17 protein-coding genes and 1 pseudogene are annotated in these 12,022 nt (G+C 50.2%); 12 read left to right on the forward strand and 6 right to left on the reverse strand.

What is annotated here, in order from left to right:
* Nucleotides 1-189: 189 nt before the first annotated feature.
* Nucleotides 190-903 carry a response regulator transcription factor gene (locus tag ACM1PF_RS11695; RefSeq protein WP_416674688.1) on the reverse strand — a complete coding sequence of 238 codons (714 nt, stop codon included), beginning with the start codon at nt 901-903 and terminating at the stop codon, nt 190-192.
* A gap of 450 nt (nt 904-1,353) precedes the next feature.
* On the opposite strand from ACM1PF_RS11695, the gene ACM1PF_RS11700 reads away from it, so the two are divergent.
* The 7 genes and pseudogenes from ACM1PF_RS11700 (at nt 1,354) to ACM1PF_RS11730 (ending at nt 6,826) form a co-directional block, all read left to right on the forward strand.
* Complete coding sequence (locus ACM1PF_RS11700; protein WP_416674689.1) at nt 1,354-1,962, forward strand: CPP1-like family protein; 609 nt, start codon at nt 1,354-1,356, stop codon at nt 1,960-1,962.
* Nucleotides 1,963-2,371: 409 nt separating this feature from the next.
* On the forward strand, nt 2,372-2,899 hold the full coding sequence (locus ACM1PF_RS11705; protein WP_416674691.1) for a zinc ribbon domain-containing protein: 528 nt from the start codon (nt 2,372-2,374) through the stop codon (nt 2,897-2,899).
* Nucleotides 2,900-3,042: 143 nt separating this feature from the next.
* Nucleotides 3,043-3,384: pseudogene (locus ACM1PF_RS11710) on the forward strand (FHA domain-containing protein); the annotation flags it as partial.
* A 410-nt stretch (nt 3,385-3,794) separates the two neighbouring features.
* Nucleotides 3,795-5,531, forward strand: a complete 1,737-nt coding sequence (locus ACM1PF_RS11715) for a hypothetical protein (RefSeq protein WP_416674693.1) — start codon at nt 3,795-3,797, stop codon at nt 5,529-5,531.
* Nucleotides 5,532-5,753 (forward strand): hypothetical protein, encoded by a 222-nt coding sequence (locus ACM1PF_RS11720; RefSeq protein ID WP_416674695.1) that lies wholly within the window; start codon nt 5,532-5,534, stop codon nt 5,751-5,753.
* An 18-nt stretch (nt 5,754-5,771) separates the two neighbouring features.
* Entirely contained in the window at nt 5,772-5,999 is a 228-nt protein-coding gene (locus ACM1PF_RS11725) for a type II toxin-antitoxin system HicB family antitoxin (RefSeq protein ID WP_416674696.1), read from the forward strand.
* Complete coding sequence (locus ACM1PF_RS11730; protein WP_416674698.1) at nt 5,999-6,826, forward strand: hypothetical protein; 828 nt, start codon at nt 5,999-6,001, stop codon at nt 6,824-6,826. The genes ACM1PF_RS11725 and ACM1PF_RS11730 overlap by 1 nt, the downstream gene beginning before the upstream one ends.
* Here ACM1PF_RS11730 and ACM1PF_RS11735 read toward each other — a convergent pair.
* The 5 genes from ACM1PF_RS11735 to ACM1PF_RS11755 all read right to left on the reverse strand — a co-directional run bounded on the left by ACM1PF_RS11735 (nt 6,823) and on the right by ACM1PF_RS11755 (nt 8,929).
* Complete coding sequence (locus tag ACM1PF_RS11735; protein WP_416674699.1) at nt 6,823-7,047, reverse strand: hypothetical protein; 225 nt, start codon at nt 7,045-7,047, stop codon at nt 6,823-6,825. The genes ACM1PF_RS11730 and ACM1PF_RS11735 overlap by 4 nt on opposite strands.
* Nucleotides 7,048-7,072: 25 nt before the next feature.
* Nucleotides 7,073-7,432, reverse strand: a complete 360-nt coding sequence (locus ACM1PF_RS11740) for a hypothetical protein (RefSeq protein WP_416674701.1) — start codon at nt 7,430-7,432, stop codon at nt 7,073-7,075.
* A 340-nt stretch (nt 7,433-7,772) separates the two neighbouring features.
* The gene (locus ACM1PF_RS11745; protein ID WP_416674703.1) at nt 7,773-8,111 is read right to left on the reverse strand and encodes a hypothetical protein; all 339 of its coding nucleotides are present in this window, start codon (nt 8,109-8,111) and stop codon (nt 7,773-7,775) included.
* A 276-nt stretch (nt 8,112-8,387) separates the two neighbouring features.
* Complete coding sequence (locus ACM1PF_RS11750; protein ID WP_416674705.1) at nt 8,388-8,639, reverse strand: ribbon-helix-helix protein, CopG family; 252 nt, start codon at nt 8,637-8,639, stop codon at nt 8,388-8,390.
* Between the two features lie 143 nt (nt 8,640-8,782).
* Nucleotides 8,783-8,929, reverse strand: a complete 147-nt coding sequence (locus ACM1PF_RS11755; protein ID WP_416674707.1) for a hypothetical protein — start codon at nt 8,927-8,929, stop codon at nt 8,783-8,785.
* 241 nt (nt 8,930-9,170) lie between these two features.
* Here ACM1PF_RS11755 and ACM1PF_RS11760 point away from each other — a divergent pair, with 241 nt between their 5' ends.
* The 5 genes from ACM1PF_RS11760 (at nt 9,171) to ACM1PF_RS11780 (ending at nt 11,940) form a co-directional block, all read left to right on the forward strand.
* Complete coding sequence (locus tag ACM1PF_RS11760; protein ID WP_416674708.1) at nt 9,171-9,404, forward strand: hypothetical protein; 234 nt, start codon at nt 9,171-9,173, stop codon at nt 9,402-9,404.
* On the forward strand, nt 9,397-9,627 hold the full coding sequence (locus tag ACM1PF_RS11765; protein ID WP_416674709.1) for a hypothetical protein: 231 nt from the start codon (nt 9,397-9,399) through the stop codon (nt 9,625-9,627). The genes ACM1PF_RS11760 and ACM1PF_RS11765 overlap by 8 nt, the downstream gene beginning before the upstream one ends.
* Entirely contained in the window at nt 9,624-9,908 is a 285-nt protein-coding gene (locus tag ACM1PF_RS11770; RefSeq protein ID WP_416674711.1) for a hypothetical protein, read from the forward strand. Before ACM1PF_RS11765 ends, ACM1PF_RS11770 begins: the two co-directional genes overlap by 4 nt.
* Nucleotides 9,909-10,205: 297 nt before the next feature.
* A complete protein-coding gene (locus ACM1PF_RS11775) occupies nt 10,206-11,426 on the forward strand; it encodes an IS110 family transposase (RefSeq protein ID WP_416674713.1) in 1,221 nt (406 codons plus the stop codon).
* 142 nt (nt 11,427-11,568) lie between these two features.
* Nucleotides 11,569-11,940 (forward strand): FHA domain-containing protein, encoded by a 372-nt coding sequence (locus ACM1PF_RS11780; RefSeq protein WP_416674715.1) that lies wholly within the window; start codon nt 11,569-11,571, stop codon nt 11,938-11,940.
* Nucleotides 11,941-12,022 lie beyond the last annotated feature (82 nt).

A 12,022-nucleotide genomic window follows, 5' to 3' on the forward strand; every position in this document is an offset into this window, starting at 1 on the left:
CTATTCCTTCGCAAAATTCTGATTGAAGCCTCACGGGAGGGGATGCTTGCTACAGGCATCCCCGCTTTAATGGTTCCACTTTAATCATGGGCAGCCGACAAGTGGGTTTGGATTGAGCCACCGTAGAGTGGGATCTTGCCCGCACAGGTTGGGAACCTGCCCCCCTTCCCAGCGATGATCGCCAACCCCCTAAAGGGATTCTGCCTCAGACTGGGACGGAGCTTCAAACTTGTAGCCAACCCCACGCACGGTTTGAATTAATGCAGGTTGAGAGGTATCAATTTCGATCTTTTTGCGAATTTGCCCAATATGCACATCAACGACCCGCTGATCACCGACGTATTCATAGTCCCAGACTTTTTGAATCAGTTCTGCTCGTCGCCAGACTCGACCAGGATGGCTGGCCAGAAAATGCAGCAGGTCAAATTCGAGGGCTGTCAGAGGAACCATTTCGCTGTTGAGCATAACCTCCCGGCGCACTGGATCAATGACTAAGCCATTAAAGCTCAAGCACTGTTGTTCAGCCGTGGTCACCGGACGCTGGCGCTTCAGGATAGCTCCGACTCGTACTTCCAACTCTCCTAAGCTAAACGGCTTGGTGAGATAGTCATCTGCACCCTGGGAAAATCCTCTAATTTTGTCTGCCTCATCACTGCGGCTGGTCAACATTAAAACAAAGACCCCAGTACGTCCTTGCATCTCCTGGCAGAGGTTGTATCCGGTTGCATCCGGCAAATTAACATCCAGGATGACCAGATCTGGATTGAATTGCTCAAATAGGGCTAGAGCAGTCTTACCGTCCTCAGCCGATTCCACCTGATAACTTTGTTTTGAGAGAAAGCGATAGATGAGTGTGCGGATAGCGGGGTCATCATCAACTACGAGTATTTTGGCTTGAGCCATAGCCGTAACCTTAGCGTCAACGATTGGGCGTGGATGGGAAAAGGCAGAGTTGAAGTTCATCTTCTAAAACAATGGGATCTAAAAATTGCAAACCAGCAACTAGCCTTGTCATGAATGGATTCACAATAACTATATACTCAGCATATTGGAGCATTACGGAAACTATTGGCAGTAAATTGGCAGTCAATTGTTATCCCCAAACGATAGATCTGATTCGCAATCTGAACAACCCTGGTCTAGGATGGGGAAAAGTAGGAGTGATGCGATCGAAAGTAACCTTTTGTTGATTTTGTTTGCAAGAGATGGATAGATGATTACATTGGTGACTAACAGCGGCATCAGACAGTTTAGGATAGAGCCAGTGGAATCCAGCCCCGTATTGCCTGTGTGAATTATCGCCTTATGCCAATCATAATCGATTATATAGAGGGAGTCTTCTGGAGGTTGTAGATGAGCGACAAAAGTCCCTATGAGAGGCTTGGGGTCAGTGAAGAAGCATCGTTTGATGAAATTCAGGAGGCTCGCAATCGCTTAGTTGAAGAGCATAGTGAGGATCGCAAGGAAGTAGAGGCGATCGAATCGTCCTACGATGCGATTCTGATGGAACGGTTGCGGATGCGGCAAGAAGGCAAGATCAAAGTCCCCGATCGGATTCGCTTTGCCGAGCGACGGGCTGAACCGCCTCCAGACTATTCCCCCCCCTCAACTCAGCAAACGCCCGATTGGTTGCAGCAATTCGTTGATACACCAGAGCGTAAAGATATTTTGCTACCAGCAGGCTTCTTTGCCGGAGCCGGAGTGCTCAGCTTTTTCATCAGTCCTGCGGTGACGCTGGCACTGGGGGTTGGTTTGAGCCTCTACTTTATTACCCGTAAGGAACGCAAGCTGGGGCGAGCTTTTTTGCTAACCCTGGCAGGTTTGATCGTTGGCGTAGTCCTGGGGTTACAGATTGGTGGGTTGTTGGCTGCACAATTTACGCAAATTCCTAACTTCACTGAGACGGTAGCGGCGCTAGTTACATTTGTCCTCCTCTGGTTGATCAGCAGTTTCCTGCGGTAAAGCTGAACGAAATTCGCGTTGAAGGTTGGGTGTCCAGAATATTTGGGCAAATAGCATTTGCGTGGCGATCGTTTTTATTGAGGTTGCTTGAACACAGGCAAAATTTGAATGTAGCAAAGTCATCGGACGGTAGATTGAGCTTGCTTCTGCGGTAAGGTAAACCTCTTGCTATAGCAGTTTGGCGAGCCAATTTTACGTTCAGACAGTTAAATTCCACCGTGCTTCGATGGGATCGCTAAATGCAACATCAGGGTTTCCTGACATTAAGATGAATTGAAAAGAGCAGTTAAACGGAAAATTTAGGAAAGTGGGGCTGCTGGTGTGTAGAGGTTATTATTGGCGACTTGTGCTCAGCCATGTCGAAAATTTGAGCAGTTTGTTGAGTAGTTATGATGGCAGGGAGAGTTGAATGATTGTTTGTCCCCATTGCAATCACCAAAATCCAGATGAAGCAGCCCATTGCGAGCATTGCTATGCGCCGCTGCCCAGTACAACCCATTGTCCGAACTGCAATGCTACTGTTCAGTCCGATGCCAGCTTTTGTGGCCAGTGTGGGTTTAATCTGCAAAATACAACGGGCGGACATTCCCATCCTTCTCCTCTACCGCCGACGATCGCCGCTCCTGCCGCTGCCCCTCCAACTCGCCCCCTTCCTGATATTGACAGAACTCCCATCCCACCGACTGTAGCAGCACCGGGGGCCATTCCTGATGAATTTTCTGAGGTGAAAGCACCTCTTTCGCCAACGATCGCCACTCCCGTTGCCCCATCTACGGAAATGCCGCCGCCGGATTTTAATATTCCCGATCTCCCCCCCCTGATCCTCTTGTTCAACCTGATCCCATCGTTGCGGAGATGCCTGATCCTATGGAAGCAATGGAAGTCAATGCCTCTCAATCCAATTTTCCAGATGCAAACTTTCCCAATGAGGAAATGAACAGTTCTCCCCATCAAGAAACGATGTCTCCTTCTTCACCGCCTGCTGAACCGACCGAATCCTCCCATCCCACTACCCCACCTCCTGGCTACGTTTCTCCACCGACGGTCGCTCAGGTTCCATCTCGATCGGCTCCATCTCATACCATCTTGCAGACCCAAACTGCCCGGCTGCTGCATGTTCAAACGAACACGATGGTAGAGTTGCCTGCGAACTTAACGGTGATTCACATTGGCAAACCCAACGATCGCATTCCTCCTGACATTGATGTTTCGGGCTTCCCAAATTCTGAAATTGTCTCACGGGTTCATGCGGATATTCGGGTAGAAGGCGATCTGTACTACATTGAGGATGTCAGTAGCGCGAATGGCACCTATATCAACAATATGCCGCTTCCGGTAGGAAATCGTCATCGACTGCGCCCTGGCGATCGGGTAGCTCTGGGCAAGGGTGATAAGGTAACATTCTTGTTCCAAATTTCTTAAGAAGGGGTGTTTAATCAGCAGCAGAACTCGTTCAACAGATTGTTGGCTCCAGTTCGGCTTCGCTTAACCCACGGGGAGGAGCGATTTGGGGTGTTGAGTGCCTCTGAGCGTCGAGTGTAGCCGAAACTATCTTATTCATTCTGCTCACCCCTGAAGATGTGATTCTTCGGCGATCGAGGCTACCCAATGACGACAGGGTTTAGCACTGCCAATTTACTACAGGTGTAATCCCTCAGGTTATTTAAAATTCTTACTCTTAATCTGAAAACCTGCGTGTTTATCTCAGTTCTATCCAAAGCAGCATAGGATATTCTCTACAGAAAATCATTTTGTGAGCATACATACACCAAGCAGATGAGTTAGAGCCAAACCGATCGCCCTGGTTACGATCGCCTACAGGTAAACTCAGTATGCTGATTCCCGTGCGAGATCTTGCACCGGCTCTCTCTTGTAGCTTGAATGGGCGAGATTGCACCAACCGAACGCCCGATGGTATCCCCTATGGGGGCGATGAACAGCCGCCTTTCTATGGGGGGCAAATGCCGGGAGTGCCTTATCAAATCAGAGTGTTTTCTGATCGCTTTAACATGAGCAACGATCAGCCCTTCAGCAGTGGGGATGACACAAACTGGAGAGGGCCATACACCGGGCCCATCTCTCGCATTTGGACACCAGAGAAAGAGCAAGTTCCCAGTACAGCATCAAGTATCTTTGCTATCGCTAACGGAGTTCAGGTAACGGTCTTTTCATCGGCTGACACGTTGCGATATAGGGTTATCCGCTCCATATCCGTTCGACGTGCTGACCTGCAACCGGACACCGGGGGGAACCCACGCCCGATCGTAGGCTTGCCCCCCAACCCATCCCGATCGCCTGTAGTGGCGAACCCCAGAGAGATTGCACCAGGTCAGCCTAACGCCCAACCTGCTAATTACCCACAAACCCGCCCGATCACTTCTCCTAGTTCCCCCAATCCTCAGCAATCGCCCTACACTCCGCAGCTGATCGCCGCTCCTGCCCCTAATCCCCAATCTCAGCCACTCACCAACATTCCTGGCAATGCTCCGATCGCCCCGCCTGTAGAAAATCCACCACCACCACAGCCAGAACCGCCCGGTTCACCAGGGGGCGGGGGCGGTGGATCTCTCCCCTGGTGGCTACCGGGATTAGCTCTGGGGGGATTAGTCGCAGCGTCCCCGATCTCTCGGTTAAATGGGGGACAAGCCACGCCAGGGGGCGGAAGAGTGGGATTAGGAACTTCACCCACCAGTCCAACCTGTTCCTATGACGGGTTAGGGATTAGCGGGAAGGTGGATCTCACCAACAGCGTTTTAAACTCCATTCAAACTGTGCAACTGGCCGCCATGCAATCTATGTTGAGTCAGATCAACACCAAATTAGGGCCGCAAGTTGAGGGCGGGATTAGTGGGTATCTGAAAAAATTCTGGCAGTGGTTTCATATCGATCGCATCATCAACTTACTCACGTTATGGACAACGATCCATAACGCCTATATGTTGAGCAACGGTATCGCCCAAACGTTGTTTAGTTCTTTTGATATGGTGTTCCAGATTTTCGGATTTAGTTTGAAAGATGATGAGGGGAATGATATTGATACAGGAAATTGGATAGGCAATCAGTTTAATGAGTTTTTTAGTTCGGTGTTTGGGGCGGAAAATGTGGAAGAGTTCCGCTATCAGTGGAATCGATACAATCGCATTTATCAAGCCGCTGCCAACATTGTAAACGCGGTACAGTCCATTATGTACAGCGTTTTAGAAGCCCTGGAGGTGGTTGGTAACTACGTTGCATGGATTGGGAATGCAGCGAAAAAATACGGCGTTGTGGTTGAACGTGCATACAACTGGATGAATCCAAACCTGAATTTTAGACAGAATAGGTTTTTCCAACGATTGCAACAAGTTCAGGAAGCTGTAGAGACAGTTGAAATTGTTGCGGGTGAAGTCCTTAATATTACCGAGATGGTAGATGAGATAGGACGACAAAGCGAAGAGCTGAAGAATCTAATTCAGGATAAAGAGAGAGAGGTGCAAGATCAACACGACGCGGGAAGAAGAGAGTCGATCCCGCCGCTTGCTCCGCGAATTGCTGAATCAGATGAAACACCACCAACGGAGACAGAATAGATGGCTCTAGGCGATATTTATGATGGCACTACGACGATCGGAATGTTGCGGGCCCAACTGCTGGCTAAGGGCTACATTGCCTACTCGCCGCCAGCGTTGGGGGACTATAAAGCCTATATGCATCCACTCCGAACCAGGGCGATCGTGCTGATTGGGCCAGATAGTGCCCCGTGTCTGGTCTACCAGAAACGGGCGGTTGAAAATGCCACTCGCAGGGTCTAGAGATAGGAGGTTAAACCAGTGAGTCATCCATATCAATATTCAGTTGTGGTAACGTGGGCGGGAAATCTGGAGACTGAACGGACTATCTGGATCGCCGATATCCCAGAGTTTGGGGGGGCGGCTAAGGCTCACGGGCTGATCCGTCAGCAGGCGGTTGATAATGCTCAGTTAGCTCTGGAATCTCTGATCCTGGCTTACCAGAGTCAAGGGGTGGCACTGCCCACAGCAGAAGGGGAAGGGGTCTAATGCTGCCAGATGGATTTGACCCCTATGAGCATCTTCAGTCGATTTTTCGCATGATGCACAATCGGCGGGTGAGGTATGAGTTTAGGGATGTGGGGCCGGATGATTGGGAACCTGTTCTGAATACCCCACGGGCATCCCTGAGGGTGGCTTGCACCATTCTGGACAATGACAACTCAGGCATGATGGAAATGCGACTGTGGCTGTTCTATGTGCTGCTGAAGAAAGCGCAGGACTTCCACCCGGCGATCTATGGCATTCCAGTCCCCAGCTTTCAGGAGGCCAGGAAGTTTAAGCCACAAATACAACTGTACTTCCAGGAAGACGCGGGGGATGTCGATCGAGGTTACGCCCCTTGCACTGGGGAGATCAGTTTTAGGCTGATGAACAACACCAGCGGGAACCTGAATGAGGCGTTAGCCCGGAACTATGCCAACAAGATTAAGACCCTGTTCTCATCAGGGAGTGGATTTGTCTGGAAAAAGGGAAAAGTGCAATGTGTGTACACCGATCGAGAACGGGGTTATGCGTTGCGGATCTTGTGTCGGACGAAGGCAGAAGGGCGGCGGGTCATTGAGCAGGTGCTGGACATTCAAAACCATAGTCCAGACTGGAAAAAGCTCAATGTGAGTGAGAACGAATCCGCCGCCGCCGCCTATCCTACCGTACCGCCCAATGAATTCATCTTTGGTAAGAGCCGACGGACACCGCGCCAACGCCCAATCGCGGATGTGAGGTTTCAATATGCCGTGCTTCATGTTCACGGGATGCCTCACCCGGTGGTGTTGGTAGACCGATCGCGGATCTTTAGAGAACAACTGGCTACCTAACGGGGATTAGGTGGGGAGGAGCTGGGGAGTAGCAACACGATCGCCGCGAATAGTTCCCGCTGCTGACTTCCCAACTCAATCAGCTTTTCAGCCCTGGCATTACAACAGCGGCAAGGGATACCGCCCTGCTGCAAGGCTCCAATCTCCTGAGAGACTTTCACCAGAGCACGCAGGCGATCGGACAAATCGGCATCAAATGAAGCGGGAAGGGTGGAATCCATAGCGGTTGAGGAGGATGGACTACCCTTATTTTGCCCGCCAGTTCTGAATATTCTCTGAAATCAGTTCAGGTGGCAAGCCGTGGGCAATCCAGGTACGAACTTGAGCCGCCCGATACTTTGCGATCGGGTTCCGCACGTTGCCACCGGGGATGTGTATGTCAAAAATTACGTCATGGCCCACGTTAGCGGTGTACCTAAAGTAGAGCTTCCCTTTAGAGGAGTAGACCCGCACAGTATGGGCGTAGTTTCCGCTAGCGACTGGCTGATCTATGCTAGCGGAATCAAGGGAAAGTTGGCGCGGAACGCTGGGAGTTTTTCCGCTAGCAGGGACAGGAGTAGGGCTAGCGGAATTTTGCGGAATGGGGGAGAGAGTGGGGGAAGGCATAGGGGGCGATATTGTCTCAATTAGAGATAGCTGAGTCCAAACTTGCTTACAGCTTAGACATAGATACCCGGTGGGACAAGTCACAACCGTACGGTGCAGGCATGAGTCCATGATGAATTTCTAATAGAAACTATGGGGGATTAGTTTGTGTTAGTGAAGCGGGTCTATTTTTTGGGCTGAAAACAGGGTCTAAGCCTTGCAGGTAAAGGATTGGGGCGTGGTTTCTATTATTGTTAGCAAACCAGGGCGATCGGATTCTATCGGGCACAGCAACACATATAGTGGAGGCTACGGCTAACGGGATAGGGCCCCGCCCTGGCGGGTCAAGCCTAAAAAATGCCTACCGCCGATCGCGGATGAGATCCTGTATTACTCGGTCGTAGTACCAGTCCAGGGGGCGGCCCGGGTTATCTCTGACCACTTGGGTCAGAAGGCGATCGGCGGTGGGATGATGCCCACCCACCATCGACAGGAGCTGGGACTTTAGCGGATGAGGGGCGGTGAAGTTGAGAGGGGGATTAGCAGGATAGGAGGGATAGGAGGGATGAGTAGACCGGACTGGATGCATCTGTGGTTTACATCTCTGCTTACTCATCTCGTTAATCAGGAGCAGGATGAGCGGAAGTGGTAAGCACAACAACAGCAGCACGATGGCCGCAGCAACAAGATCAACACTCATGGGTAAATTAATTGTGGGATACGCTACCCATCAGGGTTCCCACAACAAAACCCCTCATCTGCGATCGATCGGATGAGGGGTTATTGTTTGATGGTTAATCCTCAGAATTCTCCTGACGATTAAATTCCCGCGCTTGCTGGAGTACAGCCAAAAAGTCTATCAATTGCTGCTTTCTCTGTTTGATACTCTCCAACTTTCGATCGCAGTGTTCAATGCGTCTAGATGCCCTCTCCCTGATGTCAGTGTACTCAGCCAGTTGATCATCAAGGTCTTGCATCAACTGGCCGAAGATTCCCCCAAGTGCTGTGATTCCAAGGAGAGATTCAAAGGGATTTTGCCGAGTCCGATCCGAGTGACTAACTCCGAGCGAGAGATATTCAACTCCTTCGCCCATTCGTCTAGTCCCTTCACTGCATCCTCTGGAACGCTCATGGAAATTATCTTCTTCTCCTGTCCGTGCTCTGAATGCTTCGCTTTCGGCATTGTTGGATACCATCTCTTTCCCCTTATTTTATATAGGATTTGCATAAATATTATATATAGGAAGCTTGCGATTCAGGTTGACATCCTATATAAGATAAAGATGAGGGATTGAAACACTACCTACCTTGCCAACAGGGGCAATCCCTCAATTCTGCCTAAACACTCCGATCGCCCTACTCGGCTAGAGGCTAAACCAGGGCGATCGGCTTCCTGACCTGGCAACGGGGGAAGCCCGTTAGAAACAGATCAGCAGTTGTGATCTGAGTGATGCCACAGGAACGACGGCGGAGCCACCAGGGGGGCGGCTGGTAAAGCTGAGGGGTGAGAATCCCCACGTCCCCAAGCGGAAAGCACGGATCACCGGGGAACCCATCAGGGGCTATAGATGGGTTCCCCATTCTTCAGGAGTTATGGAGCATATGGACAAACCGTGGAAAATTTTCGGAACCTTCCCAACCTTGCATAGCAGGGAGTTTGGGTCTTATAGCTGCCGGGGAGATGCTGAACAGGATGCAATCAAATACCGAAAATTTGTTGGGCCGCAGATCACAATTCGAGTGGTGTGGAGTCCAGAGCATGAGTAACGTTCCCCTATGCCGAACGTGGGAACGAACCGCCGCCAGGGAACTGGTAGAAGTGCTATACGTGCTGATGCAGGGTAGCTTTACTCAACCCGGCGAACTGACGGCAAAACTAAAAGACCTCATCCTTTACCTGGAAACAGAGTACAGTTCACCAGGGCTGGAAGATGAGGCCCAAGCACTTTTCAATGACATCATGACATCACTTACCGGGGGAACCCATGACTGAACACGATCCAAAACTGATTACCGCACTAGGGCATCATATGTTCGCCCTGGAAGTGGCGATCGAACGGTTGAGCAAAGCTACCAAGAAACCTGTAGACGGGCTGTTTCAATCCATCCTGACGGAAGGGATGAACCGCCTATCCAAGATGCCGCCTGAAGCCCTGCAAGAAATGATGGCTCAAATGTTGCAGGAAGGCGGGGGAGAGGAGGGTTCACAGCCATGATTATGATTGGGTACTGGGATCTATCCAAACCTGAAAAACATGGATATCAGCGATGCGAGAACCGTGTAAACCAGATGATGCTACGGGAAAACATTTTTCCTGGGGCGTACGGATTTCCTGATCTCTACATCCGGCATATTCGCTTCGTTCATGGCAGAGAACCCGTACTCATCATCACTCAAACAGAGCGTGAGCTAGAAGAGGGCGATCGAACTGCCATCGTACGGGGGGCGATCGCCTTCCTGAACCACCCGCCTGACGAGTCCTCACCTGACGCATGAGGCGAAACGGGTCAAGCCAGCGGTAAAGGGGAGTAAGTGTGAATTTGCGAGGTTGGCAGAACTGTCTGTACTCCCTACCCGTCGCGGGAAGCGTCCAAAACTTTCCCGTGCTAAGGCTGGGACTTCATAGGATATTGGTCTCTCTGGGACTTGAGACGAATTTTGGTCTCAGTCAGAGAGGGACTTACTTATATAGCGGTCTCAGTCTTTGCTCTAATTTTACTCTGCTAAGAGTTTCAAGGTGTGTTGGTCTCCTTTAAGGGGACTTGAGAGAATATTGACCATTGTGGAGTAACTATGAGAATCGCTGGAATTGATGTTTCCAGGGGTAAAGTTTCTGTGTGTGTATTGTCAGAACTTCCTGAAAACTTGAAAGAGTTTGCTGAAAATTACTATGGGCGAGAATTTTGCTCTGACCATGAAGGAATTGAAAATCTACTCAGCCTAGATTTCCAGGTTGCCATCCTTGAGCCAACAGGTAAGCACTATTCAAAAATTTGGGCATACCATCTAGAAAATTCAGGCCGTGAGGTGCGATGGGTAAAACACAAAGCAGCAGCGGCCTACCGAGAGAGCCACGACATCAACAACAAGGATGATTTGCCTGATGCTGTTGCTCTGGCCTGCTACGGACTGGAACGACTCAACCGCCCTAACGCCTTCATTGATCCGGAGAAAGAGCGACTGTTTGAACTCTTCCAAGAACTGGAGAACCTCACCAAAATCAAAACCGTTGCTATCAACCGCCTGAGACAGCAACTCTCCCACGAGTTCCCGGAAGTGTCCCATAGAGCCGTAGTGCGGAAATGGCTGAGTCCTCAACCGCCTGGATTATGGTTAGCCATTGCCAACGAAAAATGGTCTAAGAAGTGGCAGAAGGAATATGACCGCTCTATTGGGACTGGGATAGGGCAATTCAGCCAGTCCCTAGCGGCGCAAGTTTGCTCGTTAGAAAGACAAGAATACCTGATCGAACAGTCGATCGCATCAGAAACCCAGAAGGCTAAATATGCTCCTTACCTGAATGCGTTCAGTCGCTTGGGGATTGGCAACCGTACCGCCGCGGCCCTGATGGTTATTTATCCATTTGAGCGGTTCTTAGACAAAGATGGAGCCGTGATCAAGCAGAAGAAACGTCGTAATCGAGACGGGAGAACCGTCAAGACAAACCGCAATCGATCGTTAGCCCGATTTAAGCTGTCTATGGGGATGGGTCGAGTCCTTTACAAGTCAGGAGATGGTCAACTCAAATGGAAACCAGGTGGCCCATCCCATGTAAGGGTAGCCCTATGGCGGTGGTGTGAGATGAATATCAAGCGGAATCCGAACCTTGATAATCCTCACATTAAGGAGCTATACGACTACTACAAAAATGGAGTCGAGCGGGAAATCTGGAAAGACGGACAACTGCAACAGACCCACTTCAATCCCGGCAAAGGGAATCAGAGAATCATGAGAGTGGCCAGGAGGTTGGTTGAGAAATTATTCTGGCTTCTAGTTGAAGAATTCCAATCGTAACGGTCAATTGCCGCTCTGATATGCTTGTAGAATTAGAGCGGCTTCAAAATTAGATCGTTTTCTCTAAGGTGTGTATATAAGATGATAACGGTCTTAGTTTCGTTTTCATTGAGGCTTTGTGGTTTAGACGGCGTTCCCCTGCGTGATTACTCTGACTCTCCTGCATCCAGTTAAACAAATCCCGATTCAAGTTTGGACGTTTCCCAATGAATCCGTTATCCGTATTGGTCGATCGACGGATAATCAGGTTGTTCTCTACAGCGCAGTTGTGTCTCGCCATCACGTAGAGTTACGTCGATCGGGAACGAACTGGGAGGTGGTGAACCTTGGCACCAATGGCACCTACCTGGATGGCAAACGCATTGCTCAGGAAATTGTTCAGGATGGAGCCGTAATTCGCTTAGCTCGATGGGGCCGAATATCCAAATCCGCATGGGTGAGGCTGCCCTCCAGGAGATGCAGGAACATTCCAATATTCTGCGTTCTCCAGCGTCGCGATCGGATTTGCCGCTGATTCAAACTGAAGTAACCCGACAAAATGACGACGAGGCAGCGGAGCCTCCAGGTTTTACTCCATAGACTTTGCTGCATCCTGG

This window comes from Egbenema bharatensis FJBBOT/2019, from assembly GCF_048077055.1.
Lineage (GTDB): Bacteria > Cyanobacteriota > Cyanobacteriia > Elainellales > Elainellaceae > Egbenema > Egbenema bharatensis.